Here is a 26003-nt window from a genome sequence, read left to right as displayed (position 1 = left end):
GATCCGGGGGCCGGCGGCTAACCCGTAAGAACGCCATTTCGCGCTTTTGGTAACTGTAAAAGCAACCACCACGCTTTCGAAATAGCGAAAGCGTTGGAAATAACTTATACGATTCCCGCGCGGAGTATCTTTAAACCTGTAGGTGCGATACCTACGTCATTTATTGTTATGTCTATCAAGGCAACACCGATGTAACATCGCTCACGGCCGCGCCTCCCGTACTTGGGGACTCGAGATGCGCGGTCATTTTTCCATACAATGAGCAGCCCAAACGTTCGACAAGCCCTTAGTGCGTCGAGCGTGCCGGTGCGCGATCTCCCCGCTTCATCAATAAACACCAACCGGGTGGCCCTCGGGTGAACGAACCCGTGCGCCCCATAGGAGAGAAGAGATGGAAGCCCTACAATATCTCGAGCCGATGACATGGACGGCAATCGAGATAGCCGTGCCGGTCATCGTGCTGGCAATCCTGTTCTGGCGGAGCGGCGTGGTCCGCTACATCCCAAACGACAGGCTCGGCATCTTGGAAAAACTATGGAGTTTTCGCGGTTCCGTCAGCAATGGCTTCATCGCGCTCAACCGTGAGGCAGGTTACCAGCCGGAAGTCGTGCGCGGCGGCCTCCATTTCTTCATGCCGTTCCAATATTCGATTCATCGCGCCAATCTTGTCACCATCCCGCAGGGTCAGATCGGCTATGTCTTTGCCCGGGATGGCAAGCCGCTGCCTCCGACGCAGACACTTGCTTCCAACACCGACGCCGACGATTTCCAGGATGTGCGCGGCTTTCTCGAAAAAGGCGGGCAGAAAGGACCGCAACGCAAGATCTTGCGTGAAGGCACCTATGCCATCAATCTCGCGCAATTCATCGTGCTGACCGCCCAGTCGATCCATGCCGTCAATCTGAGCCCGTCGGAACAAAATCTTTTTGCCAATATGTCCAGCGTGATCTCGGAGCGGGGCGGCTTTGAGCCGGTCGTCATCCACAATGCCGAGGACATGATCGGAATCGTCACCATCCATGATGGTCCGGCCCTGCCGGACGGCGAGATCATCGCACCGACCGTCGCCAACGATCCGAACGACCCGAACTTTCACAACAATTTTCAGGACCCGGAGAAGTTTCTCAATGCCGGTGGCTACCGTGGCCGGCAGTTGCAGGTGCTGGCCGACGGCAGTTACTTCCTCAATCGCATTTTCGCGACCGTCGAACTGGTCGAGAAGACAATCATTGACGTTGGAACGGTGGGTGTCGTCGTCTCCTATAACGGCCGCCACGGCGCCGATATATCCGGGCAGGCATACCGTCACGGCGAACTGGTCGAAGTCGGCGCACGCGGTGTCTGGTCGACACCGCTGCTGCCGGGCAAGTATGCGTTCAATACCTATGCCGGCAACATCGTCACCGTGCCGACCACCAACTTCGTGCTCAAATGGACGAAGGAGCAGTTTGGCGAACACAGGCTGGACGAGAACCTGTCTGAAGTCTCGTTGATCACCAAGGATGCGTTCGAGCCTGTGCTGCCGCTCTCCGTCGTCGTGCATATCGACTATATGAAGGCGCCGCTCGTGGTGCAGCGTTTCGGCGACATCAAGCGGCTGGTCGAACAGACGCTCGACCCGATGGTTTCTGCCTATTTCAAGAATATCGCCCAGACAAAGACACTGATCCAGCTTTTGCAGGAGCGTAGCGATATCCAGCGCAAATCCGGCGAGGAGATGCGCGAAAAATTCAATTCCTACAGCCTCGAGCTGCAGGAAGTGTTGATTGGCACACCCCGTGCCGCCAATGACCAGAACAGCATAGAGCAGATCCTGATCCAGCTGCGCGACCGCCAGATCGCAGTCGAAAAGGTCGAGACTTATAAATTGCAGGAGAGGGCGGCCACTCAGGAACGCACGTTGCGAGAGAAGGAGGCGCTTGCCGAACAGCAAGCCAAGATCACGACGTCGGCACTTACCATCGAGATCAGTGAGAACGAGGGCAAGGCGCAACTCGCCCGCACCCGTCAGGAGGCGGAAACCATTCAGGTCAATGCCAAGGCAGAAGCCGAGAAGGTGCGCCTCGCCGGCCAGGGCGAGGCCGACATGATCAAGGCTGTCGCGCTTGCCGATGCCGAACGCATCAAGGCGACCGGTTTTGCGGAGGCCGAGAAGGTGCGCGCTGTCGGCCTGGCGGAGGCCGAGGCCACCGAGAAGAAGGTCGCGGCTTTCGGCGGACCGGACTATCAGCTCAACTCGCAGGTTCTCATGCGCTTCGCCGAGGCCATCGAAAATGGCAAGCTACCGCTCGTGCCGCAGATCCAGATCGGCGCTACCGGCGGCGAGAAGGGGGGCGCCAATGGCCTTGTCGAGATGATGCTTTCGATGCTCGTCGCCGACCGGGTTGGACGGCAAAACCTACCGGATGAGATCCCGGCTCCGGTTGAGGAGGATTGATTGGGAATGGGCCGGTTGTACCGGCCCATTTCTGCTCTGCCGTTCGCAATCCAGAGTTCCGCGTCGAGATCGGGGCACGCTTGCTCTTCGCGGCCGGGTAGGAAATCGCTGCAAAATCGCTTATGTGAGCGCGACGCCTCGTTGACCGAGGACTCGAGAACCGCCGGATATGAAGAGCAGCGATTACAAGAAGATGCGCCTCGCCATCGCGCCCATGATGGACTGGACGGATCGGCATTGCCGGTTCTTCCACCGTCAACTGACGCGCCGGGCGCTGCTCTATACAGAGATGGTGGTGGCCGACGCGATCATCCAGGGCGCGCGCGAGCGGCTGCTCGGCTTCGACGCGGCGGAGCATCCGGTGGCGCTGCAGCTCGGCGGGTCCGATCCCGGCAAGCTTGCCGAGGCGGCGGCGGTCGGCGAGGCCTTCGGCTACGACGAGATCAACCTCAATGTCGGCTGCCCGTCGGACCGCGTCCAGTCAGGCACGTTCGGCGCCTGCCTGATGAAGACCCCGGTGCTTGTCGCCGACTGCGTCGCGGCGATGAAGGCCAGAGTGAAAATTCCCGTCACCGTCAAATGCCGCATCGGCGTCGACGAGCAGGATCCGGAGCCGGCGCTCGACGACCTGGCCGACGGGGTTTTCGCGGCCGGCGCCGACGCATTGTGGGTGCACGCCCGCAAGGCCTGGCTGGAGGGGCTCAGCCCGAAGGAAAACCGCGACATCCCGCCGCTCGACTACGGTCGGGTCTATCGTCTCAAGGTGAGAAAGCCGAATGAATTCATCGGCATCAATGGCGGCATCCAATCGCTGGACGCGGTGCGCGAGCACCTTTGCCATGCCGACGGCGCCATGCTCGGCCGCGTCGCCTACCACACGCCGGGCATCCTGGCCGGCGTCGATGCCATGTTCTACGGCGAGCCGCCCGCGGCGTTCGACTATGCCGCTCTGATCGATGTCATGGCGGCCTATGCCGCGCGCCATATCGAGAAGGGCGGGCGGCTCGGCCACGTCACGCGCCATATGGTCGGCCTGTTCCACGGCCTGGCGGGCGCGCGCCGCTACCGGCAGATCCTGTCGACGGACGCGACGAGGCCGGGCGCCGGACCGGAGGTGTTGAAGACGGCCTTTGCCGCTGTCGACCTCAGCGGCACGGCGGCCGAAGCGGCCTGAGGGCATTCAGTCGCGCAGGACCATGCGGTCGCCGCGCACGTCGAAGCCCGACAGCGAGCCGATGAAGTTCATGCCGAGCAGGCTCTGGCCGAGCATCCCGGGCGCGGCGATCATCACGGCCATGTCCTTGCGCACAATGCCGCCGATCGCCACTTCGTCGGTCTTCACGGCGGCGGCGCGCGCCATGCCGTTGGCGGTCGAGACCGGTATGGTGAAGTTGAGCGTGGCCGGATTGAAGCCGGCGGCCTGGGCGTCCTCCGCGGTCAGCACGATGCTGGTTGCGCCGGTATCGACAACGGCTCGCACCGGCGCGCCGTTGATCAGGATGCGCGCCTCGAAATGGCCATTGTCGGCCTTGTCCAGGGTGACCGTGGCGTGACCGTCCTCCACGCCCAGCGCCAGCGGGCTGCCGGGGACAAGGCCCGCCGTCACCCGGCTGGCGACGTCCTGCAGCTCATAGCGGTATTGATAGCCGGCGATCAGCGCCAGCACGATGACGGCCCAGGTGCCGAGATTGCGGGCCATGTCGCCGAGCGGCCTGCCGGAGCGCAGCAGGCCGGCGCCGATCAGCGTGCCGAACGCGCCGAGCCAGATCAACCGGCTGAAATCGTAGTTGTCGACGCCAAACGTGCTGCCCGCCGAATCGTTGAGCATCAAAAGCAGCGCGCCGGCGCCGATCACCACCATCAGGATCCAGAACAGGCGGTTCATCGGTGTTGCCCCTTCACGACAACGCGTCGCGCTCGCGCGCCATCCGGGTGCGGCGGGTCTCCCGGCGCGGCCGCCGCTCCACCGTCTCCAGCCGTGCCGGCAACTCGGCCATGACAGCGCGGCGAACCTCCGGAGTCATCCCGATCCAGGCGGAGATCTCGTCGCGCGTGCGGCCGCAGCCGAAGCAGAAGCCGGTTTTCATGTCGATCGAACAGACCAGGATGCACGGGGATTCGATGGCCGTCATGATGTTCTCTTGCGCTACTTCCACATGGTGCAACGTCCATGCCAATGCAAGCCCCACGGAATGCGCCGCGCTTTGCTGCTTTCACGGCAAGCCCCGAAGGTTGTGCTGGCGCAGCAAGGCGGTTATGCCGCTCAAACCTTCCAGCAAACCATTGTAGGCCGCATGACCAGCGCATCGCCTTTCAACGATTTTCGCAACCTTCTGGCAAACCTGCCGCCGGCCGACCAGGCGGCCGAGGCGCGCGTGCGCGCGCTGTTTGCCAAGGCCGACAAGCCCAGGGCCTCGCTTGGCCGGGTCGAGGACATCGCTGCCTGGCTCGCTGCCTGGAGCGGGCAGGCGCCGCCGGCGGTCAGGCGGCCGCAGGTGGCGATCTTCGCCGGGAACCACGGCGTCACCCGCCATGCCGTCTCGCCGCGGCCGGTGGCGGCGACCGCCAATGCGGTGGAACTGTGCGCGGCCGGGGGAGCGGCGATCAACCAGGTCTGCATCGCCAACGACCTCGGCCTCAAGGTCTTCGACCTGGCGCTGGATGTTTCGACCGGAGACATCACCGAGGAAGCCGCGCTCGACGAACGCGGCTGCGCCGCCACCATGGCCTTCGGCATGGAAGCGGTCGCCGGCGGCGCCGATCTCCTTTGCCTCGGCGATCTCGGCGTCGGCAATTCCACCGTCGCCGCCGCTCTGTGCGCCGCGCTGTTCGGCGGCGCTGGTATCGATTGGGTCGGGCCCGGATCGGGCGCCGACGCGGCGATGATGGCGCGCAAGGCTGAAGCGGTCGATCGGGCGCTTGCCGTTCACGGCGCCGGCCTCGGCGATCCGCTCGAAGCCTTGCGGCGCGTCGGCGGCCGCGAGTTCGCGGCGATCGCCGGCGCCATCCTCGCTGCCCGCATGCAGAAGATCCCGGTGCTGCTGGACGGATTTGCGGCGACGGCGACGGCCGCTGTTCTGCACGCCGCCAACCCAGCGGCGATCGCCCACTGCCTGGTGGCCAGCCTGTCGCCGGAACCGGGACACGCCAGGGCAATCGAACGGCTTGGCCTGCGGCCGTTGCTCGATCTTGGCGTCAGCCATGGCGAAGCTGTGGGAGCAGGCCTTGCCGCCGGGCTGGTCAAGGCTGCCGCCCTCACCAGTTCCGGCATGGCGGCCGCGGCCCGGACCTAGCGCCGGCGCGCCGCGACCGTCTTGGTCGGCAGGGCCGGCAGTTCCTCCATCACCCGGCTGAGCGGGAAGATGGCGATCGCCTCGGTGCCCTCGCGCAGCTTGGAGTGAAGCTCGAATTCGCCGCCATGCATGGCGAGCAGGCCCTGCACGATCGGCAGGCCGAGGCCGGTGCCTTGCTCGGCGCTCTTGATGGCGATCGAACCCTGGCCGAAGGCTGAAAGCACGACCGGGATTTCTTCCTCCGGAATGCCCGGCCCATTGTCCTTGACCGAAATGTATTGCCCGCCGCCGGCGGTCCAGCCGACGCGCACGCGAACCTCGCCACCGGACGGCGTGAACTTGATGGCGTTGGACAGGAGGTTGAGCGCGATCTGCCGCACCGCGCGTTCGTCGGCGAACAGGCGCGGCAAGGTGGTTTCGAAATCCTGGATGACGCGGATGTCCTTGTTGCGAGCCTTCAACTCCATCATGTGGCAGCAGTCCTCGGCGATGGTGAGCAGCATCACCGGCTCCTCGTTGAGCTGGTAGCGGCCAGCCTCGATGCGCGACAGGTCGAGGATCTCGTTGATCAGGTCGAGCAGATGCTGGCCGGACTCGTGCACGTCATGAGCATAGTCGCGATAGGTGGGGTTGTTCATCGGGCCGAGCACTTCATTGGCCATCACTTCGGAAAATCCGAGAATGGCGTTGAGCGGGGTCCTGAGCTCATGGCTCATCGAGGCGAGGAAGCGCGACTTCGCCAGATTGGCATCCTCGGCCCGACGCCGCGCCTCGTCCGACATCGATTTCGCCGTCTCCACCTCGGCGATCAGCGCATCCTTCTCCGAACGGAATGACATCAGCATCAGCGAGGCCTGGTTGAGATTGCGCGCGACGTAGGCAAAGAAGGGCAGGGCGGTGACCAGCAGCGCGGCCATGATAACCTCGATCGGCAGCCACGTTCGTGCTCCGGCATAGGCATAGACGGCGACGGGAATCGCGAAGGTCGCCAGCAGCGCGCCGCCCAGCGAGGATGCCATCACTGCGGTGGCCGCCATGGCGACCAGAAGCACCATCGCCTTGACCACCTGGAACTGATCGATCTGGCAGGTGTCGCAACCGAACCAAGCGAACCAGGCCCAGCCAAGGCCGCACAGGAAATGCCCGATGAGGAAATCGCGCCGCGCCTGCGACGGATCGATCTGGGACGCTTCCGTCCGCTCGATGCGCCGCGCCATGAAGGCGACGATCGCGTAGCAAAGCAGGGTGAACAGCGCCCAGATGCCGATCTTCTTGTCGAGGCCGGCCAACAGGCCGGTCGCGGCGATCGCCAGCACCAGGATCGGTATGGCGGTCGCGCTGACCACCATGGTGCGGGCATGCAGCTTCAGGAGCTCGCGGTCGAAATCGAGATTGCCGGCCTGCTGCGAAAGACGGTCACGGGTTCTGCGCACCGCGCGCGCCACATCGCTGTTGCGATGCGGTTTCCTGCGGTCCACAATGAATTTGTCCGCTGTGTTTGAGCGTAGCAAAGGCATACAAACTTCAATTTCTGCGCGCAGCGATTTCAATTCGTTAAGCTACGTTCGAATGATTAAGAGACTGTTTGCCATATGAGCCGTTCCTGGTCGCCGAGGCCGCGCCGGCGATACGCTCCGCAGCCGCCTCGCAGCCTGTGGCGGCGGCTTTTCGACTATTGCCTGACCATAGTTCTGCTCGGTCTGCTGATCCTGCTCGCGGCCCGCCTCGACCGCTTCGAGACGCGCGAGGCCGCGGGCGCGGCGATCGTCAATGACGGCGATTCGATCACGCTAGGCGCCACGCGCATCCGCATGCGCGGCATCGACGCGCCGGAGTACCAGCAGACCTGCCGCAGGGGTGGCGCCGACTATGCGTGCGGCAAGCTCGCGCGGCAGTCGCTGGTGCAGCTGATAGGCGGCCGTCCCGTCTCCTGCAGCGGCTGGCAGCAGGACCGCTATGGCCGGCTGCTTGGCGACTGCAAGGCGGGCGGCGTCGACCTCAACCGCGCCCAGGTCGAGGCCGGCTGGGCCGTCGCCTATGGCGATTTCGAGACCGAGGAGGCCGGCGCCCGCGCCGGCAAGGCGGGCATCTGGGCCGGCACCTTCGACGAGCCGCAGGACTGGCGCGATACGCACGGCCACGGACTGGTCGAAAGGAAGCATGGCACCTTGGCCTCTATAGGAGACGCCTTGCGCGAGTTTTTCCGCTTCCGGTAAGGAGATGGAGCGAGATCGGATCGGGAGGATGACAATGAAGCTGTTCGACGGCGGCCGCGCCCCCAATCCGCGCAGGGTGCGGGTTTTCCTCGCCGAGAAAGGGATCGAGGTTCCGCTGGTGCCTGTCGACATGGGCGCGCTGGAGCACAAGCAGCAGGCCGTCAGTTCGCGCAACCCGCTGCAGCGCCTGCCGGTGCTCGAGCTCGACGACGGCACCATCATCACCGAATCCGTCGCCATCTGCCGCTATTTCGAGGAGCTTTATCCGGAGCCGCCTTTGTTCGGGCAAGGCGCGCTCGGCAAGGCGAAGGTCGAGATGTGGCAAAGGCGCATCGAGCTCAATCTGCTGAGCAGTGTCGCCCAGGCCTTTCGCCACATTCATCCGGCGATGAAGGAATGGGAGGTGCCGCAGGTCCCGGAGTGGGGCGAGGCGAACAAGCCGAAGGCGATCGAATTCCTGAAGCTGCTCGATGCCGAATTGGCGCAACGGGAATTCGCTGCTGGCGACAGCTACTCGATAGCCGACATCACCGGGCTGATCGCCATCGACTTCATGAAGCCGGCCCGCATCAGGGTGCCGGAGGAGTGCACCAATGTGCTGCGCTGGCACGCGGCGATCTCCAGCCGGCCGAGCGCGGCCGCCTGAGGCCCGGATGAGCGAAGCGCTGGAGAGACTGACGGCAAGGGTCCGCGCCTGCCGCATCTGCGTCGAGAAGCCGCTTGGCCGGCCATTGCCGCACGAGCCGCGCCCGGTGCTGCTTCCGTCATCGACAGCGCGCATCCTGCTTGCCAGCCAGGCGCCCGGCACCAAGGTCCATCTCTCGGGCATGCCGTTCACCGACGCCTCCGGCGACCGGCTGCGCAGCTGGCTTGGCGTAACCAGCGAGGAGTTCTACGACACGGACAAATTCGCAATCGTGCCGATGGGGTTCTGCTTTCCCGGCCAGGATGCCAAGGGCGCCGACCTGCCGCCGCGCCGCGAATGCGCGCCGGCGTGGCGCGCCGAACTGATGGCGCTGATGCCGCAAATCGATCTGGTGCTGACCATCGGCGGCTACGCGCAGTCCTGGCACATGGGCACGGCGCGGCAGTCCTCGTTGACGGAAACCGTCAGGAACTGGCGCGCGATATGGGATGCGCCGGCCGGCCCGACAGTGTTGCCGCTGCCGCATCCATCGTGGCGAAACACCGGCTGGCTGAAGAAGAATCCGTGGTTTGAAATGGATTTGCTGCCCTTCCTGAGGTCGGAAATCCGCTATCGCCTTGGTTAGGCATACAGCAAGAAAACACCCGCTTTCCGCCTGTCTGGCAGAATTTCTTTCTTGTGAAAGGCCAGAATAAAAGGGATTATGGACAAACTATTCCTCAAAGCGCACGCCACGCAAGCCGGGCGACATGCACTAACGGAGCATCCGATGGACCGCCTTGACCGAAAGATTCTGCGCCTCCTGCAGGAGGATGCGACATTGGCTGTCGCCGATGTCGCCAAGAAAGTCGGCCTGTCGACGACGCCTTGCTGGCGCCGCATCCAGAAGCTCGAGGAAGAGGGCGTCATCAAGCGGCGCGTCGCTATCCTCGACCACGAGAAGGTCAATGTGCGCGTCACCGTCTTCGTGTCGATCCGCACCAATTCGCACAGCCATGAATGGCTGCGGCGCTTCTCCGAGGTGATCCAGGAATTTCCGGAAGTGGTCGAATTCTACCGCATGAGCGGCGACGTCGACTATCTGCTGCGCGTGGTGGTGCCCGACATCGCCGCCTACGACGCCTTCTACAAGCGGCTGATCGCCAAGATCGAGATCCGCGACGTCTCGTCGTCCTTCGCCATGGAGCAGATCAAGTACACGACCGAGATTCCGCTCGACTACATGGTGCTGGATAAGGAAGCCGGCGCCAACGCGGCTTGAGGTGCTGATGCGTGGCCGTTCTCCGGAAAGGTCACGCAAGCCTGCCTAGTTCTTCTTTTTGTTGAGGAAACTCCAGGGCGAGCTGACCGGCAAGGTGACCGTGTCCGGCACCGAGTTGACGCTTGCCACCTCGGCCTTGCGCACCGTGTAGCCCGACTGGATGACCGAGACGCCATCGAGGATGAAGAGTTGGCTCTTCTCCATCCCCGGCTTCAGCACGCCAGTGATGGAGACCGGCTGGTAGGCCTCTGACATCTTGTAGGGATGTGCCGGCGTCACCAGCACGATCTGGTTGGGCGGCGGCGTCGGCATATGGCTGCAGGCGCCCGTCCACGGCACCAGCAGGAACTGGTAGACGAGGTCGCCGTCGCGATCGGTCGGCAGCGCGTAGCCGGCTAATTGAACGGTCTTGTCCTGGAGGCCCAGGGACAGAGTCTCGCCGTGGTCAGGCAGTTTCGCCGCGATCATCGGCATGTTGGCGTCTTCGGCGATCGCCTGCGTCGCCGGCCGCAGGTCCTTCCAGAAGATATGCACGGTCTCGGCCGAGGCATCGGCGGCAATGGAAATAAGCAAAGCAGCGGAGAGCGCGATGGTTGATTTGAGATGCTTGCTCACTGGCTGCTTCCTTTGCACCTGAGTAAAGACGCCGCCGTCCCCGGCGTCAACGCTCGAGCCGCATCACATGCCGGCGCGAGCCCGCGGTGCCGATCTCGTGGAAGCCTCGCACCCGGAACATGTCGCGAAAACCCATGAAGCGGTAGCTTGGCGCTGCCTGGTCGACCGGATAGGCCTCGATCACGCGCGCGCCCCTGTCAAAGGCATGGTCAATCGCCGCGTCGAGCAGCGCCGCCGCGAGCCCGCCGCCGCGCAGGGCCCTCGGTACATAGAAGCAGACGATCGACCAGACGCCCGTTTCGCTGTCGTCCTGAAGCTTTGAGAGCCTGCGATAGGTCTCGCGCGGCGCGACCGAGCACCAGCCGGCCGGCTTGCCGTCGACTTCAGCGACGATGCCGACGGGCGTCCCGGTCTCAATCAGGCCCATCATCATGCGCTTCTTCTCGGCGTTCCGGACGTGCTCGCGGCTGGAATGGCGCCAGGCCATGCACCAGCAATATTTCGGCGCGCCCGGCTGTTCGAAAAGTTCCTCGAAATCCGCGCGTGTCGCGCGCGTCACCTCCGCGAAGCGGATTTCGGCGCCGTCAGCCTTTCCTGGCGGCGATCCGCTCGATCGTCTTGGCATTGGTCAGTTCCTTCACTGCGTCCTTGCCAATCCAGCGCGCCGTCTTGTCGGTCGACTGCGCCAGTCGTTCGGCGACAGCAAGGGCAGCGCCGCGCATTTCCATCGATCGTTTGCCGATCGAACGAAGAGCCCAGTTCACCGCCTTCTTCACGAAGTTTCGGCTGTCGGTGGCATGGGCCTCAATGACCGGCAGGAAGTCGAGGAAGGTCGCCACCGGCTCCTTCTTCCGGTGCACGACCGACCAAGCCATCATGGCAAAGGCCGTGCGTCGAACGAACTCGCGTTCGTCGGCGGCGAACTCGTTGATCAGTTCCCTCCAGGACTCTGTGTCGACGAAGAGATCGGAGACACCGTCGACGATATCCCACGAATCGAAAGACGCCGCCCATTGCCTCGCATCCGCGGCTGAAAACCGCTTCGGGTCGGCCGTGACGGAAGCGATGAACTGCGCTTCCATGATACCGGTTTGCCAGAGTTCGAAGGCACGTTCATGGTTGCGCTTGATCTTCCTGGCGATCTGCCGCTGCACGCCGTGCGGAATGCCAAGCGCACGCTCGATCTTGATGCCGTAGCGCAGCATGCCGTGGCGATTTTCCTCCGAGCCGACCGAGCGCAGATACGCGACGATTTCGTCGGCGCTCGATTGGGGCGAAAGCTCGGCCATCGCGTTCTCTATTTTTCCAGGCGAGCGAGCAGCGAGGATGTGTCCCAGCGCCGGCCTCCCATCGCCTGCACATCCTTGTAGAACTGGTCGACGAGCGCGGTCACCGGCAGCCTGGCGCCGTTGCGGTCGGCCTCCGCCAGGCAGATGCCGAGGTCCTTGCGCATCCAGTCGACGGCGAAGCCGAAATCGTATTTGCCGGCATTCATCGTCTTGTGGCGGTTCTCCATCTGCCAGGAACCGGCAGCGCCCTTGGAGATCACCTCGATCACCTTCTCGATGTCGAGCCCGGCCTTCTTGCCGAAATGGATGCCCTCGGCCAGCCCCTGGACGAGACCGGCGATGGTGATCTGGTTGATCATCTTGGTGAGTTGGCCGGCGCCCGCCGGCCCCATCAGCCCGACCATGCGGGCGAAAGCCTCGATGACGGGTTTCGCCTTGTCGAAAGCTGCCTGCTCGCCGCCCACCATGACGGTGAGCACGCCGTTCTCGGCGCCGGCCTGGCCGCCGGAGACCGGCGCGTCGAGGAAGGAGAAGCCGCCCCTTCGGGCGGCTTCATCCAGCTCGCGCGCGACCTCGGCCGATGCGGTGGTGTTGTCGATGAAGACGGAGCCCTTCTTCATCGAGGCGAAGGCGCCCTTGGCACCGGTCGTGACCGAGCGCAGGTCGTCATCATTGCCGACGCAGGAGAAAACAAAATCCTTGCCGTCGGCCGCTTCGGCCGGCGTCAGCGCCAGCTTGCCGCCGTGCTGGGCAACCCATTGCTCGGCCTTGGCCGTGGTGCGGTTGTAGACGGTGACGTCGTGGCCACCCTTGTTCCTGAGGTGCCCGGCCATCGGATAGCCCATGACGCCAAGACCGAGAAATGCCACCGATGCCATGAGCTTGCCTTCCAAAACGGGAACCAGATTTTGCTGGCGCAAGCTCTAGGCCATGCGGTGAATTCGTCAAGGCGCGGAGCGCTCGATCGACTGGTGCAGAAAGGCGGTTTCGATCAGCGCTTGAGGTGAATGGTGATCCGACGTTCGATCCATTCGATCGCGTGGCGCAGCACCTCGACAATCACCAGATACACGACGGCGACCCAGATATAGGCCTGGATATCGAAGGTGCGCGCGTAGGTAAGTTTTGCCATGCCCATCAGGTCGTACACGGTGATAATGGCGACGATCGCGGACGCTTTGATCATCAGGATAAGCTCGTTGCCATACGGCCGCAGCGCGACGACCAATGCTTGCGGCAGGATGATCTTCCACAACGTCTGCAATTTGTGCAGGCCGAGCGAAGCGGCACCCTCCCATTGGCCCCTTGGCACGCTTTCGATGGCGCCGCGTAGGATTTCAGCCTGATAGGCAGCCGTGTTCAGGGCAAAGGCAAAGACGCCGCAGTTGAACGCCTCACGGAAGAAGCCCCACAGCCCAACCATTTCGAGTTGCGGCTTGAACGAGCCGACCCCGTAATAGACCAGAAAAGTCTGGACGAGCAGCGGCGTTCCGCGAAAGAAATAGACGTAACAATAGGCAAGACCTGACAAGACCCGGTTCTTCGACATGCGTGCATAGGCGACTGGAAGTGACAGTATGGCGCCAAGGACAATCGAAATGCCAACCAGCGAAAGCGTGACGCCGAGCCCTTGCAGGTAGCTCGGGCCGTACTTGGCAAAGAGTTCGCTGTTCCAGGCGAAAGCCAGATAGGCGACAATGCCGCCGCCAGCGGCAACCCAGACGCCTATCAGCACGTAGCCGACAATTCGGGAACGCGGCCAGCCGCGTGCTCGCGGGGGCGGCCGTTCCACAACGTTTTTGGCGTCGGCCGCAACGCTCATCGCCGCGCGTCCCGCTGGGCGAGCGAGCGCTGTATGGCGCCGGTGGCAAAGGATGAAATAACCGCCAAGATAAGAAATACCGCGGCGGCCACACTGAAGAACAGGAATGTGTGTTTGGTGACGCGTGCGGCCACGCCAGCCTGACGGAGCGTTTCAGCCAAACCGACCACCGACACCAGCGACGTGTCCTTGAGCAGGCTCAGCCAGCAATTCTCCAGGCCCGGAAAGGCGATGCGAACCAATTGCGGCAAAATCACTTTGCGCATCGTTTGCCCGTATGAAAGGCCAACTGCATAGCCGCCCTCATATTGGCCCTTTGGGATGGCCCGGAACGCTGAAAGGAATACCTCGCTAGCATAAGCCGAAAAGATGATGGCAAGCACGATCATGCCGGCGACGAAGGCGTTAACGTCGATGGTCGCCTCGGGTCTTACCAGTCTGATGAGATATTGCAGGATCAACGGGCCGCCGAAAAAAAACAGAAACAGCGTCACCAGTTCAGGCAATCCACGGAAGATCGTAGTGTAGATGTTGGCGGCGATGCGCAGCGAGGGTTCCTCGGATTGTTTTCCCAGCGCTACGAAAAAGCCAATCGTCAAACCGATTGGAAGAGTTGCGAGAGCCAAAAGAACCGTGACAGCAGCACCTGAGGCGATGTCGTCGAGCCAACCATCAGGCCCCCAACTGAGAAGCGTCCATACGCTCTGCTGCATCCGCCTGCCTGTCCCCACTTGCCTGAAGACCGTGCATCACTCCTGATGCGCGGCATCCTCGTGGGAACGGCGGGAACATCCCCGCCGTCCCTGTCGTCAATCCCGGCGGATCAGGAATCGCCGCCGTAGACGTCGAACTTGAAGTACTTGTCGTTGATTTCCTTGTATTTTCCGTTGGCACGGATGGCGTCGATCGCGGCATTGAACTGGTTGACCAGGTCGGTCTCGCCCTTGCGTACGGCAATGCCGGCGCCCGGACCGTGGATCTCGACGACCGGCTTGATCGCCCCGATCAACTTGCAGCAAGCGCCGTCGGGCGAATCCAGCCACTGCTGCAGCACGACGATGTCGTCATTGGCGGCGTCGAGGCGGCCATTGGCGAGATCGAGCTGATATTCCTGCGCGGTCGGATAGGGCTTCACCGTGCTGTCGGTGTAGGTCTTGGTCGAATAGTTGAAATGCGTCGTCGAAGCCTGCACGCCGATCGTCTTGCCGGCCAGGTCTTCCTTGGTCACACCCTTGATGTCGCTGTCCTTCGGCGCGACGATCGCCGGGGGCGTGTTGTAGTATTTGTGGGTGAAATCGACCTTCTCGGCGCGTTCCGGCGTGATCGACATCGAGGCGATGATGGCGTCGAACTTGCCGGCCTGCAGTGCCGGGATAATGCCGTCCCAATCCTGGGCTACGAAGGTGCACTTCACCTTCATCTCGTCGCAGAGCGCCTTGGCGATGTCGACGTCGAAGCCCACGAGCTGGCCGTCGGCGGTCAGGTTGTTGAAGGGCGGATAGGCTCCCTCCGTACCGATCCGCAATGTCTTTTCCTGAGCCTGGGCAACGCCAAGTGTCAGCAGCGCGGCCGATGCGGCGAGCGCGATACGCAGTGCAATACGCATGTTAGTCCTCTCATATTGTCCGGGCCGCTGTTCCGTGCGGCTCTGTGAGCGGTGCTTTTGACCGCCCGCTGGCGGCGATACTCCCACTCTTTCCCCGAAAAAAGCAACTGCAAAACAGTAGGCTGCAGGCTTGGCAGTTGCGGCCGAAGATGACGCTAGGTTAGAGGCCGGGAACAAGTTTAGCGGCGGCTGAAAGTTATTTCGCCGGCGCGCTCAGCGCCGCAGGCCCGAGACGCCTTCGACGAAGTCCGCTATCGATGCGACGTCGTCGAGATCGAAGACCGGCAGGCTCCCGCCTTCGGCGGCGAAGTCCGCGGCAATGGCGACGATGTTGGGATCGCTGGCCGACAGCGGCGTCCTGTCCTTGGCGTCGAGCCGCCGCGTCTCGATCTTCTTGTGCGCTTCGCGCTTGTAGCCTTCGACCAGCACGATATCCGACGGCGCCAGCCGCGCCAGGATCGCCTCGAGCGTCGGCTCCTCCTCATTGCGCAATTCGTGCATCAGCGCCCAGCGCCGACCGGACACGACCGCGACCTCGGTCGCGCCGGCCTGGCGGTGGCGGAAGGAGTCCGCGCCAGGCTTGTCGATGTCGAAATCATGATGGGCGTGCTTCACGGTCGAGACCGTCCAGCCGCGCCGCGCCAACTCGGCGACCAGCTTCTCGGTCAGTGTGGTCTTGCCGGAATTCTTCCAGCCGGTGATGCCAAAAACGCGCCTGTTCATTGCTCGATGCTCTGCAACAGTCGCTCGGCGATCGCAAGATCGTCCGGCGTGTTGATGTTGAAGAAGGGATCGATCGCATGTCCGCCGGATGCCGGCATTGGAAACTCCACCTCGACGACGCCGTGGCGGTCGATGAAGGCAGAGACCCGCCGGTTGTCCTCGTCGACCAGGAACCGGCGCAAGGCATCATGAACGTCGAGCGGCCAGAGCGCGAATGTCGGGTGCCGCCTGCCGCCTGAGCTGGCGACAGCGATCGATCCGGGCTTTGAGTCGGCGGCCGCAGCCAGTCGCTCGACCAGATTTTTGGGGAAAAAGGGCGTATCGCCGGCAACCGTGACCACGGCATCGCAGCCGATCGACGCCCACTCGATGCCGGTCAGGATGCCGGCCAGCGGTCCCGCATGCCCCTCCACCGTATCGGCAAGCACGGGCAGCCCGAAGCTGGCGAAGCGCGTCGGGTCGCCATTGGCGCTTAGCGCCAGCGGTCCGGTCTGCGGAGCAAGACGCTTGACGACATGGTCGAGCACGCTGCGGCCACCAAGCTCGAGCAGGGTCTTGTCGCCGCCGCCCATGCGCCGCGACTGGCCGCCGGCCAGGATGATGCCCGCTATGTTGCGATCCATTGTCCGCTGTCTCTTGCCGCCCGGAATTGCCGCCAGCAGGCGCTTCCCCAAGGCTTGGTCCTATATGCCGTCCGGCGCCATGTCAGGTCCAGCGCTTTCGGCGGCGGTCTGCCGCCGGCCGACGATGCGTTCGCGATAGAGCGCGTAGAGGCCGGAGCCGACGATGATGGTGGCGCCGATGACCATCGGCAGGTCCGGAATGTCGCCGAAGATGACGAGGCCGAGCAGGATCGACCAGAGCAGGGCGGTGTAGCGGAACGGCGCGATGAAGGAGATGTCGCCGGAGCGCATTGCCATGATGATGAACTGGTAGCCGATGAGCACCAGCACCGCGGCGAGCGCCAGGAGCGCGGTGGCCCTGCCGCTCATCGGCGTCCAGCCGCCCATCGGGGCGAGCAGCGCCGCACCCAGCACCGTCATGGCCAGCGCCGTGGCGGTCGATACCAGAAGCGTCGGGATCGCTTGCGGGATGCGCCTGGTGGAGAGATCGCGCACCGCGCAGCAGGCGACGCTCGCCAGCGCCAGCAGCGAATAGATGCTGAAGCCTTCGAAGCCCGGCCTCACGATGACCAGCACCCCGGCGAAGCCGACGGCAATCGCCAGCCAGCGCCGCCAGCCGACACCTTCGCCGAAGAAAAGCGCCGCGCCCATGGTCACTGCCAGCGGCAGCGCCTGCAGCACCGCCGAGACGTTGGCGATCGGCAGGTGCGCCAGCGCGACCAGGAACGAGACCGTGGCGCCGGCTTCGCCGGCCACGCGCATCGCCACCATCGGCTGCAGCATGGACCGTGGCGCTGCCAGCGCGCCGCGTTGCCAGGCAAGCAGACCGACGAACAGCGAGGCGAAGGCGCCGCGGATCAGCATGACCTGCGCCATGTTCATCGATTCGGAGGAGAATTTGGTGATCGCGTCGTTGAGGGTGAAGCCGACCATGGCCACCATCATGAACAGCGCGCCGCGCAGGTTTGGCGAAAGAGGCAAGGGCGTCACCGGTTGTGCTTTGGATCAGCCTCTATCAGCCGGCCGCAAAACAGCAACGCCAAAGCACTGGGCCACGGTTTGTCGCCGTGGCCCGCAAAGATCGGCGCGAAGGCGAAAGGGCTTATTTCGGCGTCAGCACTTCGGTGCCGCTGCTTTCCTTGCCGGCGATGGTCCAGAGGCCGTGCAGCGAGCCGTCTTCCTCGACCTTGTAGACGACGAGGCCGATCTCCTTGCCCATCACATAGCCGGCGGAGAAAGCATTGTCGTTGCGCATGCAGATGCCGTCGGACGACGATCCGCCGGTTTCCCAATGGATGGTGCAGGTCGTCTCGCTGGTCAGCGTGATGGTCGCCTCGCCACCATAGGCGGAGCCGTCGAAATTGGTGCCGGCGACCGTATAGTTGCCGCCGATCGACTGCGCCGCCCCCGGTGCCGCCGCAAAGCCGAGCATTGCAAGAGCAAGAATGAATTTGCGCATGTTGCATTCCCCCTGTGAGTGAAAAAATCACGTCCACTGGAAGGCTAGGCTGGAACATCGAGTCGGTAAATCGGCCGCCCTTTGGCGGGCGAGGATTATTTCGTGGTGTGGCGCAAAATGCTCACGGCCCCTTGAGGCTTCCGGCAATGACGCCAACAAGCGGATCGTATTTCGATTTCAGAGCTTGCGAATACTCGATCCAGACCGTGCGGATGACGCCGTCCTTTCCGAACAGGCGTCGCTCGTAGAAGATCTTGCCGTCCTTGATGCCGGACAGCACCGCCCAATCCTTGCCGGCCTTGCTGTAGGTGATCTTGTAGCCTGGCTCGGCGCTGGCCTTCTCGGAGGAGACAAAGCTTTTCGGCGTGTCGTCATCGACGTTGAGGATGCCAGAGCAGATCAGGCTGGCTCCGTCGGGCGCGCTCCATTGCTGCCCGTCGCCATTCTCCGGCTCGGGCTCGCGAATGCTGAAGATCTCGTCCGGAAAGGTGCAGACGGTGCCAAAGCGCTGATTGGTGTAGGTGAACGGCGCGGCGCTGGCTGCCGCTGCGATGCTCAACGCTGCGATGGCCAGGGTCGGGAAAAGGTGCTTCAAGCCAGTCTCCAGCCAATGACGGAGGCGATCCTTGCCTCAATGGCGGAAAAGATCAGCCGCCGGTGACGCTCATATGCCGGGACACCGCCGGCCGGCTGGTGCGGCGGTCGATGACGAAGTCATGGCCCTTGGGCTTGCGCCCGATCGCCTCCTCGATTGCCGCGGAGACCAGCTCGTTGCCTTCGGACGCACGCAACGGCGCGCGCAAGTCGGCGGCGTCTTCCTGACCGAGGCACATATAGAGGGTGCCGGTGCAGGTCAGCCTGACGCGGTTGCAGCTTTCGCAGAAATTATGCGTCATCGGGGTGATGAAGCCTAGCCTGCCGCCGGTCTCGGCGACATGGACGTAACGGGCCGGGCCGCCGGTCTTGTAGGGGATGTCGCTCAGCGTGAACTGGCGCTCGAGCTGGGCCCTGAGCAACGACAGCGGCAGGTACTGGTCGGTGCGGTCGGCGTCGATTTCGCCCATCGGCATGGTTTCGATGACGGTGAGGTCCATGCCACGGCCATGCGCCCAGCGCATCATCTCGGGCAGTTCCTCGTCGTTGAAGTCTTTCAGCGCCACCGCGTTGAGCTTGACCTTCAGCCCGGCCGCCTGGGCGGCGTCGATGCCTTCCATGACCTTGCCGAGATGGCCCCAGCGGGTGATCTGGTGGAACTTGTCGGCGTCGAGCGTGTCCAGCGAGACGTTGATGCGCTCGACCCCGCAATCGGCGAGCTCGGCGGCGAAGCGCGACAGCTGCGAGCCGTTGGTGGTCAGCGTCAGCTCTTCCAGCGCGCCGCTCTTCAGATGCCGCGACAGCTGGCGCACGAGGTGCATGATGTTCTTGCGCACCAGCGGCTCGCCGCCGGTGAGGCGCAGTTTCCGCACGCCCTTTTCGATGAAGACGGTGCAGAGCCGGTCGAGCTCTTCAAGCGACAGGAGATCCTTCTTGGGCAGGAAGGTCATGTCCTCGGCCATGCAATAGGTGCAGCGGAAATCGCAGCGGTCGGTGACCGACACGCGCAGGTAGCTGATCGTTCGACCGAAAGGATCGATCATGTCCATGCTTTTGCGTTTCCCGTGGCCGCGAACGGCGTCGTTATATACCGCTATGTGATACGATACGGCCTTTCATTCAAGATAGCCGGTCTTGATCTTTGGTAACATTCCCCCACCGACATCGCGTGTCGGCCGCCCTGCAATGGCCTTTTCGCCTGCGGCGAAGCAGCGTAGGGAAGGGTGGAAATGACGCAGGAACGATCCGCATGACAGCGCCGAAGGAACTCCGGGTCTCGAAGGACCGCAAGCTGCTTACCGTCACCTTTCCGGACCATCATCCGTTCGAATTGCCGGCCGAGCTGCTGCGCGTGCTGTCGCCCTCGGCGGAAGTGCAGGGCCATTCGCCGGAGCAGCGCGTCACCGTGCCCGGCAAGCGCAATGTCGCCATCCTCAAGATCGAGCCGGTCGGCAATTATGCGGTGCGCATCACTTTCGACGACTTCCACGACACCGGCATCTACACGTGGAACTACCTGCATGCGCTTGGTCACGAGAAGGAGGCGCGCTGGAATGCCTATCTCGCCGAATTGACCGAGAAAGGCCTCGGTCGCGACCGTTAGGTCTTGCCATCCGCCTTGTCGTCAAGGCGTCATGGATGTGGAGTAGCGCCGGCAAAGGTTCGGAGACGAAACAGATGTCTGTCATCACATCAGTCGAACAGCTTGAAGCGCTCTACGGCATTCCGGGCGAAGCCTCGATCGTCAAGGAACTCGACCACATCATTCCCGAATACGCCGCCTTCATCGAGACCTCGCCCTTCGCCGCACTGGCGACCGCCGGGCCGGAGGGGCTCGACTGCTCGCCGCGCGGCGACCTCGGCGGCTTCGTGCGCATCCACGATCCGAAGACACTGATGATGCCGGACCGCCGCGGCAACAATCGCGCCGATTCGCTGAAGAACATCCTGCGCGATCCGCGCGTCGGCCTGCTGTTTCTGGTGCCGGGGTCCGGCACCACGCTGCGCGTCAACGGCCGTGCTCATATCACCACCGACGCCGAGGTCTGCGCCTCGTTCACCGTAGACGGCAAGCCGGCGCGTTCGGTCACGGTGATTGCGGTCGATTCGGTCTATTTCCAGTGCGCCCGCGCCATCGTCCGGTCGGAGCTCTGGAACCCGGCGAAACATGTCGATCCGAAATCGCTGCCGACGCCCGGCCGGATCCTCGAGGTCACCAGCCGCCAGAGCATCGACGGCGAGACCTATGACAAGGAATGGCCAGAGCGGGCAAAGAAGACGATGTGGTAGGTGCGTTGCTATTCAGGTGAGGCCGGCCTGACCTGAATCTCAACACTCCTGGAGAGCGCCCGGCGCTCAGGCTTCCTTCAGCACATCGGCGATCTTGCGCATCTGCTCGCCGATCATGTCGCACTGCTCCGCAGTCGACTGGCTCATAGCCTTCTCGATCAGCGCCATGTGAACCTTCAGCGCCTGCATCAGCAGGGCTTCGCCTTCCACGGTCAGGCTGAGCCTGAGCACGCGCTTGTCCTTCTCGTCGCCCTCGCGGCGCAGCAAGCCGCGGGTTTCCAGTTGCGGCAGCAGCATGGTGATGTTGGAACGGCCGACCAAGAGCTTGCGGGCTAGGTCATGCTGCGACATGCCGGGATGGCGGTAGAGGTTCATCAGCACGTCGAGCTGCGCCGGCTTGAGATCCAGCGGCACCAGCTTCACTGCCAGCGTGCGCTCCACCACATGGCAGGCACGCGCCACCGCGACCCAGTTGCGAAAGCGCGGGTTGTCCCAGGGCACGTCTTGTTTAATGTTCATGTTTGAACTATTATGTTCATGCTTGAACGAATGGATGGATCGCCACTATGGCATCATTTGGACTGAAGGTCATCCGGGGCGTGTTCGGCGCGGCCGAGCATGTGGCGCCCCGCCTCAGCGGCCGGGCCGCGTTCGAATTGTTCTGCCGCACGCCCAATGTGAAAGCCCTCAGCGACGGCGAACGCCGCGCCGTAGACCGGGCTGCGGCCTTCATGACCGAGGCGCGCCATCACCGGCTGAAAACGAAGACCGGCTGCGTCATGGTGCATGAATTCCGATCCGAGCCCGGCAGGGCGGCCGCCGGCACCGTGCTCGTCATCCATGGCTGGCGCTCGCGCACCGAATACATGCGCACGCTGATCGAAGGCTATCGCCGGGCGGGCTACAGGGTCGTCTCGCTCGACCTGCCGGGCCACGGCCAGTCGCAGGGCCGCCGCCTGAACATGGTCAATGCGGTCGAGGCGGCGAAGGTCGCCGGCGAATGGTTCGGGCCATTCAGTGCGATCGTCGGCCATTCCTTCGGCGGCGCCGTTGCCGCCAACGCCGTCGCCGGTTCCGTCAGGGGCATCCAGCCCGTTGCCGCCGACAGGCTGGTGCTGATCGCGGCGCCGAGTTCCTTGCCGGCGATCTTCGCCGACTTCAGCCGCATGCTCAATGTCGGTCCGCGTTCGCAGCTTGCCATGGCCGACCGCGTCGAAAAGCTCTCCGGCAGGCCGCTCGGCGAATTCACCGGCGACCGCCAGCTAGCGGAAGCGCTGGTGCCGACGCTGGTCATCCATGCGCCCGACGACCGCGAGGTCTCGGCCGACCATGCCACGCGCTATGCCGGCGCCGGCGATCACGTCAGCCTGCATTGGGCCGACGGGCTCGGCCATCGCCGCATCCTCGCCGACAAGGGCGTGGTCGAACACGCCGTCCGCTTCGCGATCGGGCATGGCGAATCGACGCTCATGCATTGAAGCGCGGTCAGTCGGCATTCTTCTTCTGCCCGGGCTCGACCGGCAGCCCGGCCGCTTTCCAGGCGGTGAAACCGCCGAGGATGTGCTTGACCGGTGAAAGCCCCATGTCCTGCGCCGTCTTGGTGGCCAGGGCCGAGCGCCAGCCGCCGGCGCAGAAGAAGACAAAACTCTTGCCCGAGGCGAAGAACGGCTTGTGGTAGGGGCTTTCCGGATCGATCCAGAATTCCAGCATGCCGCGCGTCACATGCCTGGCGCCTGGTATCCTGCCGTCGCGCTCGACTTCGCGCGGATCGCGCAGGTCGACGAAGATCGTATCCTCGTCCTCGATCAGCCCCGCCGCTTCCTCCGGCGAAACCACCTCGATCTCGGCATTGGCCTCATCGAGCAGTTGTCGATATCCCTTTTTCACCGGCGCATACCTCTCGAGGCTGGTCTTGAGGATTTCCAGCACAACGGCCGACGTTTGTCACGCCGCGCCGAGGCCGGCGATGCGCCTATGCCTCCATCGCCCGGCCGTCTCCACAACCGTCCGGCATCGTCCCCCGGCGGAGCCGGACCGGGGGCTGATTCGTCGCCGGCGCCGCCTCGATCACGGACTGCTGCGCCAGCGCCCGATGCAACCGGTACAGGCCAAAGCCGGTTCGCCCAAGGCCGTCACAAACTTGTGAAACTGTTCTGCAACAGGCGCGCCGAAATTTATGGAAGCTTAACGAAATCGGTATGAATCGGTATAATCGCGCCTTACATCCGCCATGCGGTGGGCGTGACCGTCTAGCGGCGCGGAACGGGAGCCGGTTCACAACCGGAGCGGGTGATCATGAGAATTTTCGGAAACAAGGCCACGGTGATGCCGCTTGCGGTCGCTGCGGCGCTGAGCCTCGGCATGCCGCAGGCGAGCGCACAGGGCCTGTTCGACATGCTGTTCGGTGGCGGCGTCCGGCATAACCCGCAAGGCGAATTCCCGCCGCCGCCCAAGCCGAAGCCCAACAAGGTGCCGGGTGGCGGCGGCTCCAAGATCAGCAGCCCGTCCTACTACACCTACAAGGCCGACCGTCTGGTGCGTGTCGACTTCGCCGCGCTGACGTCGTCGCCGGCGCCGGCAGCGGCAACGGAGCCGGAGAAGCCACAGGACGCAGCCTTCGTGCCGTCGGTGACCGGCAATGCCTTCCATGAGGCGATCGCCGGACTCGGAGACTATGAGCTTTATGCCGAGCCCTACATCGCCAAGGCGCTGATCGCTTATTACTCGGCCAACCCGGATTTCATCTGGGTGACGGATACAGCTCCGAACAGCCGCGCGCAGGATGCGGTGCGGGTACTTGGCGAGGCGGCGAGCTACGGCCTGACGCCCGCCGACTATACGGTCGACGTTCCAGCCGCGTCATCCCCGGCCAGCGCGAACGAGCGCCTGAAGGAGCTCGTCCGCTTCGAGATGGCGCTGTCGGCGCGCGTGCTGCGCTATGCCCATGATGCCCAGAGCGGCCGCGTCGAACCCAATCGCATGACCGGCTACTATGATTTCCCGGCCAAGCCGCTGGACATGGAAGGCGTTCTGAAGACGCTGGCGCATACGCAGGAGGTGCGCACTTATCTGGAATCGCGACACCCGCAGAACCCGGAGTATCAGGCGCTGCGCGTCGAGCTGGAAGCGCTGCAGGCGAGCGAGGAGAACGAGATCGTCGTCGATCCCAAGCTGTTGCTGAAGCCCGGCGAGAGCAGCCCCGAACTGCCGAAGCTTTTGACGCTGATCGCGCGCAACCTCGACGACGAGATGGGCGGCGACTATGGCGACGTCCTCGCCAGGCTGGGCAAGAGCGAACTCTACGATCCAGAGCTGGTGCCGGTCATCAAGGCGGTGCAGAAGCGGGCCGGCATGAAGGGCGACGGCGTCATCGGGCCGCGCACGGTCGCTTCGCTGGCCGGAACCTCCAAGGCCGACAAGGTCACCAAGGTCAAGGTCGCGCTGGAAGAACTGCGCTGGCTGCCTTCCGACCTCGGTAGTCCGCGCGTCTTCATCAACCAACCGGCCTTCACCGCCAGCTACATCGACAATGGCGAAGAGAAGCTGAAGACCCGCGTCGTCGTCGGCAAGGTCACCAACCAGACCGCTTTCTTCTACGACCAGATCGAGCAGGTCGATTTCCATCCCTATTGGGGTGTGCCGCAGTCGATCATCGTCAACGAGATGCTGCCCAGGCTGCGCAACGATCCCGGCTATCTCGACCGCGCCGGCTACGAGGTGACTGATTCGAGCGGGCGGCGCGTGCCGTCATCGGCGGTCAATTGGGGCGCCTACGGCGCCAACATTCCCTACAGCGTGCGCCAGCAGCCGAGCGAGGCCAATGCTCTGGGCGAGCTGAAGATCCTGTTCCCCAACAAGCATGCCATCTACATGCACGACACGCCGCAGAAGTCCTTCTTCGAGCGCGACATGCGGGCGCTGAGCCATGGCTGCGTGCGCCTGCAGGACCCGCGCGGCATGGCGGCGGCGGTGCTCGGTACCTCGGTCGACTATGTCGCCGAGAAGCTGAAGCACGGGCATTCGACCGAAAAGGTGACCCGCACCATCCCGGTCTATGTCGCCTATTTCACCGCGTGGCCCGACCTGGCCGGCAATGTCGAATACTTCGACGACGTCTATGATCGCGACACGCGGCTGATGCAGGCGCTCGACGCGACCGAGGCAGTGCGGTCTCCGGCGAGCTAGTCGGCACCCTCAGGCACGCTCGAAAAGCGGACGCCTGAAGCCGGCGTCGCGCCCGGCGATCAGCCAGTAGATCAGGCCGGCAACCGAGCCGGCGGCGGCGATGATGCCCGTGTCGGCCCAGCGCTCCGGACTCTCCGGCGCGTCCGGCCAGATCAGCGCGAAACCCGCCGCCGCCGCGATGGCGCCGAAGACCATGTGCAGCAGGAAGCTGCGCAACGAAAAGAACTCTGCGATCAGCGCGAAGACGAGGGTTTGCATCCAGGTCAGGATGATCGTCAGGAAGTAGACGAACATGCCGAGCGGCGGCACCAGCAGGACCGCGATCGGACTGACGCCCATGAGGTCGAAATAGGCTGGCGCGTTGGGCAGCGAACTGAGTATCCCATAGATCGCCGCCACCGCGATCAGCCCGACAAGCACCGCGACCAGATAGCCGGCAAGCATCATCAGGACGCGCTTCAATACGTGTTTTACCACTGCCCCGCACCCCCGTGCCCGCAATCGTGGAGCAGCAGTCAGCCATCAAAGACGGTTCGACGCAAGGGGCGGCGCTCGCGCTCGCGTTCGCCGCGATCGGGAGGGTCGCCCTGTACGGATGGCCGAGCGGGCGCCGCGAGCGCGCCTCTATCGGGCCTCGCTGGGTTCGGCGGTCACCGGATCATAGGCGATTTCGACCTTCGCCCGGTCGGTCGTGTAATAGGTGACGGTGTAGACACCATCGTCCCAGTCGACTTCCTTCACATAGCGGAAGTCGGCGCGTTGCTCGACCTTGGCAAGGATTTCCGACAGTTTCTTGGCATTGGGCGGCGGCAGCGGCTTTGCATCGGCCGCGAAGGCCGGCCCACCGAGGAGAAGAACAGTAAGGCCGGTCGCCAAAACAACAGTACGCATGATAGCCCCTCATCTCGTGCTCGCATGTGTGCCGTAAGGAACTCGCTCGCGTCC

Annotated in this window: 30 protein-coding genes and 1 pseudogene; 11 read left to right on the top strand and 20 right to left on the bottom strand. The window is 63.7% G+C overall.

The window, feature by feature from the left end; translation table 11 throughout:
* The first annotated feature begins 391 nt into the window (after positions 1 to 391).
* Both EN857_RS18870 and dusA read left to right on the top strand, forming a co-directional pair.
* Positions 392 to 2437: a flotillin family protein gene (locus EN857_RS18870; RefSeq protein ID WP_127284342.1), complete on the top strand. Its 2046-nt coding sequence runs from the start codon at positions 392 to 394 to the stop codon at positions 2435 to 2437.
* Between the two features lie 169 nt (positions 2438 to 2606).
* On the top strand, positions 2607 to 3611 hold the full coding sequence (dusA, locus tag EN857_RS18865) for a tRNA dihydrouridine(20/20a) synthase DusA (protein WP_127393525.1): 1005 nt from the start codon (positions 2607 to 2609) through the stop codon (positions 3609 to 3611).
* 6 nt (positions 3612 to 3617) lie between these two features.
* Here dusA and EN857_RS18860 read toward each other — a convergent pair whose 3' ends face one another.
* Positions 3618 to 4322, bottom strand: coding sequence for a TIGR02281 family clan AA aspartic protease (locus EN857_RS18860; protein WP_127310972.1), 705 nt, complete (start codon positions 4320 to 4322; stop codon positions 3618 to 3620).
* Between the two features lie 13 nt (positions 4323 to 4335).
* Entirely contained in the window at positions 4336 to 4569 is a 234-nt protein-coding gene (locus EN857_RS18855; RefSeq protein WP_127286247.1) for a DUF1289 domain-containing protein, read from the bottom strand.
* A gap of 162 nt (positions 4570 to 4731) precedes the next feature.
* On the opposite strand from EN857_RS18855, the gene EN857_RS18850 reads away from it, so the two are divergent.
* Positions 4732 to 5730 (top strand): nicotinate-nucleotide--dimethylbenzimidazole phosphoribosyltransferase, encoded by a 999-nt coding sequence (locus EN857_RS18850; RefSeq protein WP_128346901.1) that lies wholly within the window; start codon positions 4732 to 4734, stop codon positions 5728 to 5730.
* Here the strand turns inward: EN857_RS18850 and EN857_RS18845 are convergent.
* Complete coding sequence (locus EN857_RS18845; protein WP_127391882.1) at positions 5727 to 7247, bottom strand: HAMP domain-containing sensor histidine kinase; 1521 nt, start codon at positions 7245 to 7247, stop codon at positions 5727 to 5729. The two genes, EN857_RS18850 and EN857_RS18845, sit on opposite strands and share 4 nt — an antisense overlap.
* A 75-nt stretch (positions 7248 to 7322) precedes the next feature.
* On the opposite strand from EN857_RS18845, the gene EN857_RS18840 reads away from it, so the two are divergent.
* The 4 genes and pseudogenes from EN857_RS18840 to EN857_RS18825 all read left to right on the top strand — a co-directional run bounded on the left by EN857_RS18840 (position 7323) and on the right by EN857_RS18825 (position 9853).
* Positions 7323 to 7946 carry a thermonuclease family protein gene (locus EN857_RS18840; protein ID WP_135858432.1) on the top strand — a complete coding sequence of 208 codons (624 nt, stop codon included), beginning with the start codon at positions 7323 to 7325 and terminating at the stop codon, positions 7944 to 7946.
* Between the two features lie 34 nt (positions 7947 to 7980).
* Positions 7981 to 8592 (top strand): glutathione S-transferase, encoded by a 612-nt coding sequence (locus EN857_RS18835; protein WP_135858434.1) that lies wholly within the window; start codon positions 7981 to 7983, stop codon positions 8590 to 8592.
* Between the two features lie 7 nt (positions 8593 to 8599).
* Positions 8600 to 9217, top strand: a pseudogene (locus tag EN857_RS18830) (uracil-DNA glycosylase family protein); the annotation flags it as partial.
* A 144-nt stretch (positions 9218 to 9361) separates the two neighbouring features.
* Positions 9362 to 9853, top strand: coding sequence for an Lrp/AsnC family transcriptional regulator (locus tag EN857_RS18825; protein ID WP_126054500.1), 492 nt, complete (start codon positions 9362 to 9364; stop codon positions 9851 to 9853).
* Positions 9854 to 9898: 45 nt separating this feature from the next.
* On the opposite strand, the gene EN857_RS18820 is transcribed toward EN857_RS18825, so the two are convergent.
* The 13 genes from EN857_RS18820 to moaA all read right to left on the bottom strand — a co-directional run bounded on the left by EN857_RS18820 (position 9899) and on the right by moaA (position 19633).
* Positions 9899 to 10468: a DUF3299 domain-containing protein gene (locus EN857_RS18820; RefSeq protein WP_135858437.1), complete on the bottom strand. Its 570-nt coding sequence runs from the start codon at positions 10466 to 10468 to the stop codon at positions 9899 to 9901.
* A gap of 46 nt (positions 10469 to 10514) precedes the next feature.
* Positions 10515 to 11093, bottom strand: a complete 579-nt coding sequence (locus tag EN857_RS18815) for a GNAT family N-acetyltransferase (protein WP_127391886.1) — start codon at positions 11091 to 11093, stop codon at positions 10515 to 10517.
* Positions 11053 to 11757, bottom strand: coding sequence for a DNA alkylation repair protein (locus tag EN857_RS18810; protein WP_127391887.1), 705 nt, complete (start codon positions 11755 to 11757; stop codon positions 11053 to 11055). The genes EN857_RS18815 and EN857_RS18810 overlap by 41 nt, the downstream gene beginning before the upstream one ends.
* Positions 11758 to 11765: 8 nt before the next feature.
* Positions 11766 to 12635 carry an NAD(P)-dependent oxidoreductase gene (locus EN857_RS18805; protein ID WP_127391888.1) on the bottom strand — a complete coding sequence of 290 codons (870 nt, stop codon included), beginning with the start codon at positions 12633 to 12635 and terminating at the stop codon, positions 11766 to 11768.
* Between the two features lie 113 nt (positions 12636 to 12748).
* Positions 12749 to 13579, bottom strand: coding sequence for an ABC transporter permease (locus tag EN857_RS18800; protein WP_127311153.1), 831 nt, complete (start codon positions 13577 to 13579; stop codon positions 12749 to 12751).
* Positions 13576 to 14292, bottom strand: coding sequence for an ABC transporter permease (locus EN857_RS18795; protein WP_127287048.1), 717 nt, complete (start codon positions 14290 to 14292; stop codon positions 13576 to 13578). The genes EN857_RS18800 and EN857_RS18795 overlap by 4 nt, the downstream gene beginning before the upstream one ends.
* 110 nt (positions 14293 to 14402) lie before the next feature.
* Positions 14403 to 15185 (bottom strand): ABC transporter substrate-binding protein, encoded by a 783-nt coding sequence (locus EN857_RS18790; protein WP_127287049.1) that lies wholly within the window; start codon positions 15183 to 15185, stop codon positions 14403 to 14405.
* Between the two features lie 213 nt (positions 15186 to 15398).
* Positions 15399 to 15908 carry a molybdopterin-guanine dinucleotide biosynthesis protein B gene (mobB, locus tag EN857_RS18785; RefSeq protein ID WP_127287050.1) on the bottom strand — a complete coding sequence of 170 codons (510 nt, stop codon included), beginning with the start codon at positions 15906 to 15908 and terminating at the stop codon, positions 15399 to 15401.
* A complete protein-coding gene (gene mobA / locus EN857_RS18780; protein WP_127391889.1) occupies positions 15905 to 16531 on the bottom strand; it encodes a molybdenum cofactor guanylyltransferase MobA in 627 nt (208 codons plus the stop codon). The genes mobB and mobA overlap by 4 nt, the downstream gene beginning before the upstream one ends.
* A 60-nt stretch (positions 16532 to 16591) precedes the next feature.
* Positions 16592 to 17512, bottom strand: a complete 921-nt coding sequence (locus EN857_RS18775; RefSeq protein WP_127391890.1) for a DMT family transporter — start codon at positions 17510 to 17512, stop codon at positions 16592 to 16594.
* Between the two features lie 121 nt (positions 17513 to 17633).
* Positions 17634 to 17990 (bottom strand): hypothetical protein, encoded by a 357-nt coding sequence (locus EN857_RS18770; protein ID WP_127391891.1) that lies wholly within the window; start codon positions 17988 to 17990, stop codon positions 17634 to 17636.
* Positions 17991 to 18111: 121 nt separating this feature from the next.
* Entirely contained in the window at positions 18112 to 18585 is a 474-nt protein-coding gene (locus EN857_RS18765; protein ID WP_127283138.1) for a hypothetical protein, read from the bottom strand.
* Between the two features lie 52 nt (positions 18586 to 18637).
* Positions 18638 to 19633, bottom strand: a complete 996-nt coding sequence (gene moaA, locus EN857_RS18760; RefSeq protein WP_127283137.1) for a GTP 3',8-cyclase MoaA — start codon at positions 19631 to 19633, stop codon at positions 18638 to 18640.
* A 200-nt stretch (positions 19634 to 19833) separates the two neighbouring features.
* Here moaA and EN857_RS18755 point away from each other — a divergent pair, with 200 nt between their 5' ends.
* Both EN857_RS18755 and EN857_RS18750 read left to right on the top strand, forming a co-directional pair.
* The gene (locus EN857_RS18755) at positions 19834 to 20187 is read left to right on the top strand and encodes a DUF971 domain-containing protein (protein ID WP_127283136.1); all 354 of its coding nucleotides are present in this window, start codon (positions 19834 to 19836) and stop codon (positions 20185 to 20187) included.
* A 74-nt stretch (positions 20188 to 20261) separates the two neighbouring features.
* Complete coding sequence (locus EN857_RS18750; RefSeq protein ID WP_127391893.1) at positions 20262 to 20873, top strand: pyridoxamine 5'-phosphate oxidase family protein; 612 nt, start codon at positions 20262 to 20264, stop codon at positions 20871 to 20873.
* A 66-nt stretch (positions 20874 to 20939) separates the two neighbouring features.
* Here EN857_RS18750 and EN857_RS18745 read toward each other — a convergent pair whose 3' ends face one another.
* Positions 20940 to 21392, bottom strand: a complete 453-nt coding sequence (locus EN857_RS18745) for a MarR family transcriptional regulator (RefSeq protein ID WP_135858440.1) — start codon at positions 21390 to 21392, stop codon at positions 20940 to 20942.
* 47 nt (positions 21393 to 21439) lie between these two features.
* Between EN857_RS18745 and EN857_RS18740 the strand changes: the two genes are divergently transcribed.
* The gene (locus tag EN857_RS18740) at positions 21440 to 22351 is read left to right on the top strand and encodes an alpha/beta fold hydrolase (RefSeq protein ID WP_128346617.1); all 912 of its coding nucleotides are present in this window, start codon (positions 21440 to 21442) and stop codon (positions 22349 to 22351) included.
* A 7-nt stretch (positions 22352 to 22358) separates the two neighbouring features.
* Here the strand turns inward: EN857_RS18740 and EN857_RS18735 are convergent, their stop codons facing one another.
* A complete protein-coding gene (locus tag EN857_RS18735; protein WP_127394087.1) occupies positions 22359 to 22760 on the bottom strand; it encodes a rhodanese-like domain-containing protein in 402 nt (133 codons plus the stop codon).
* Positions 22761 to 23168: 408 nt separating this feature from the next.
* On the opposite strand from EN857_RS18735, the gene EN857_RS18730 reads away from it, so the two are divergent.
* Positions 23169 to 25058, top strand: coding sequence for a murein L,D-transpeptidase (locus tag EN857_RS18730; RefSeq protein ID WP_128346618.1), 1890 nt, complete (start codon positions 23169 to 23171; stop codon positions 25056 to 25058).
* 9 nt (positions 25059 to 25067) lie between these two features.
* On the opposite strand, the gene EN857_RS18725 is transcribed toward EN857_RS18730, so the two are convergent.
* A complete protein-coding gene (locus tag EN857_RS18725) occupies positions 25068 to 25505 on the bottom strand; it encodes a hypothetical protein (RefSeq protein ID WP_127283142.1) in 438 nt (145 codons plus the stop codon).
* A 177-nt stretch (positions 25506 to 25682) separates the two neighbouring features.
* Positions 25683 to 25949 (bottom strand): PepSY domain-containing protein, encoded by a 267-nt coding sequence (locus tag EN857_RS18720; protein ID WP_127283130.1) that lies wholly within the window; start codon positions 25947 to 25949, stop codon positions 25683 to 25685.
* Between the last annotated feature and the right edge of the window lie 54 nt (positions 25950 to 26003).

The organism is Mesorhizobium sp. M4B.F.Ca.ET.214.01.1.1 (genome assembly GCF_004791545.1).
GTDB classification, from domain to species: Bacteria; Pseudomonadota; Alphaproteobacteria; order Rhizobiales; family Rhizobiaceae; genus Mesorhizobium; species Mesorhizobium abyssinicae.
This window is presented reverse-complemented; position numbering and strand designations above follow the sequence as displayed.

What these genes read in the sequence shown, in the direction of transcription:
- EN857_RS18870 (WP_127284342.1), top strand. Translation starts at nt 392, where the DNA reads ATGGAAGCCCTACAATATCTCGAGCCGATGACATGGACGGCAATCGAG.
- dusA (WP_127393525.1), top strand. Translation starts at nt 2,607, where the DNA reads ATGAAGAGCAGCGATTACAAGAAGATGCGCCTCGCCATCGCGCCCATG.
- EN857_RS18860 (WP_127310972.1), bottom strand. Translation starts at nt 4,322, where the DNA reads ATGAACCGCCTGTTCTGGATCCTGATGGTGGTGATCGGCGCCGGCGCG.
- EN857_RS18855 (WP_127286247.1), bottom strand. Translation starts at nt 4,569, where the DNA reads ATGACGGCCATCGAATCCCCGTGCATCCTGGTCTGTTCGATCGACATG.
- EN857_RS18850 (WP_128346901.1), top strand. Translation starts at nt 4,732, where the DNA reads ATGACCAGCGCATCGCCTTTCAACGATTTTCGCAACCTTCTGGCAAAC.
- EN857_RS18845 (WP_127391882.1), bottom strand. Translation starts at nt 7,247, where the DNA reads ATGCCTTTGCTACGCTCAAACACAGCGGACAAATTCATTGTGGACCGC.
- EN857_RS18840 (WP_135858432.1), top strand. Translation starts at nt 7,323, where the DNA reads ATGAGCCGTTCCTGGTCGCCGAGGCCGCGCCGGCGATACGCTCCGCAG.
- EN857_RS18835 (WP_135858434.1), top strand. Translation starts at nt 7,981, where the DNA reads ATGAAGCTGTTCGACGGCGGCCGCGCCCCCAATCCGCGCAGGGTGCGG.
- EN857_RS18825 (WP_126054500.1), top strand. Translation starts at nt 9,362, where the DNA reads ATGGACCGCCTTGACCGAAAGATTCTGCGCCTCCTGCAGGAGGATGCG.
- EN857_RS18815 (WP_127391886.1), bottom strand. Translation starts at nt 11,093, where the DNA reads ATGCCAAGACGATCGAGCGGATCGCCGCCAGGAAAGGCTGACGGCGCC.
- EN857_RS18810 (WP_127391887.1), bottom strand. Translation starts at nt 11,757, where the DNA reads ATGGCCGAGCTTTCGCCCCAATCGAGCGCCGACGAAATCGTCGCGTAT.
- EN857_RS18805 (WP_127391888.1), bottom strand. Translation starts at nt 12,635, where the DNA reads ATGGCATCGGTGGCATTTCTCGGTCTTGGCGTCATGGGCTATCCGATG.
- EN857_RS18800 (WP_127311153.1), bottom strand. Translation starts at nt 13,579, where the DNA reads ATGAGCGTTGCGGCCGACGCCAAAAACGTTGTGGAACGGCCGCCCCCG.
- EN857_RS18795 (WP_127287048.1), bottom strand. Translation starts at nt 14,292, where the DNA reads ATGCAGCAGAGCGTATGGACGCTTCTCAGTTGGGGGCCTGATGGTTGG.
- EN857_RS18790 (WP_127287049.1), bottom strand. Translation starts at nt 15,185, where the DNA reads ATGCGTATTGCACTGCGTATCGCGCTCGCCGCATCGGCCGCGCTGCTG.
- mobB (WP_127287050.1), bottom strand. Translation starts at nt 15,908, where the DNA reads ATGAACAGGCGCGTTTTTGGCATCACCGGCTGGAAGAATTCCGGCAAG.
- mobA (WP_127391889.1), bottom strand. Translation starts at nt 16,531, where the DNA reads ATGGATCGCAACATAGCGGGCATCATCCTGGCCGGCGGCCAGTCGCGG.
- EN857_RS18770 (WP_127391891.1), bottom strand. Translation starts at nt 17,990, where the DNA reads ATGCGCAAATTCATTCTTGCTCTTGCAATGCTCGGCTTTGCGGCGGCA.
- moaA (WP_127283137.1), bottom strand. Translation starts at nt 19,633, where the DNA reads ATGGACATGATCGATCCTTTCGGTCGAACGATCAGCTACCTGCGCGTG.
- EN857_RS18755 (WP_127283136.1), top strand. Translation starts at nt 19,834, where the DNA reads ATGACAGCGCCGAAGGAACTCCGGGTCTCGAAGGACCGCAAGCTGCTT.
- EN857_RS18750 (WP_127391893.1), top strand. Translation starts at nt 20,262, where the DNA reads ATGTCTGTCATCACATCAGTCGAACAGCTTGAAGCGCTCTACGGCATT.
- EN857_RS18745 (WP_135858440.1), bottom strand. Translation starts at nt 21,392, where the DNA reads ATGAACATTAAACAAGACGTGCCCTGGGACAACCCGCGCTTTCGCAAC.
- EN857_RS18740 (WP_128346617.1), top strand. Translation starts at nt 21,440, where the DNA reads ATGGCATCATTTGGACTGAAGGTCATCCGGGGCGTGTTCGGCGCGGCC.
- EN857_RS18730 (WP_128346618.1), top strand. Translation starts at nt 23,169, where the DNA reads ATGAGAATTTTCGGAAACAAGGCCACGGTGATGCCGCTTGCGGTCGCT.
- EN857_RS18725 (WP_127283142.1), bottom strand. Translation starts at nt 25,505, where the DNA reads ATGATGCTTGCCGGCTATCTGGTCGCGGTGCTTGTCGGGCTGATCGCG.
- EN857_RS18720 (WP_127283130.1), bottom strand. Translation starts at nt 25,949, where the DNA reads ATGCGTACTGTTGTTTTGGCGACCGGCCTTACTGTTCTTCTCCTCGGT.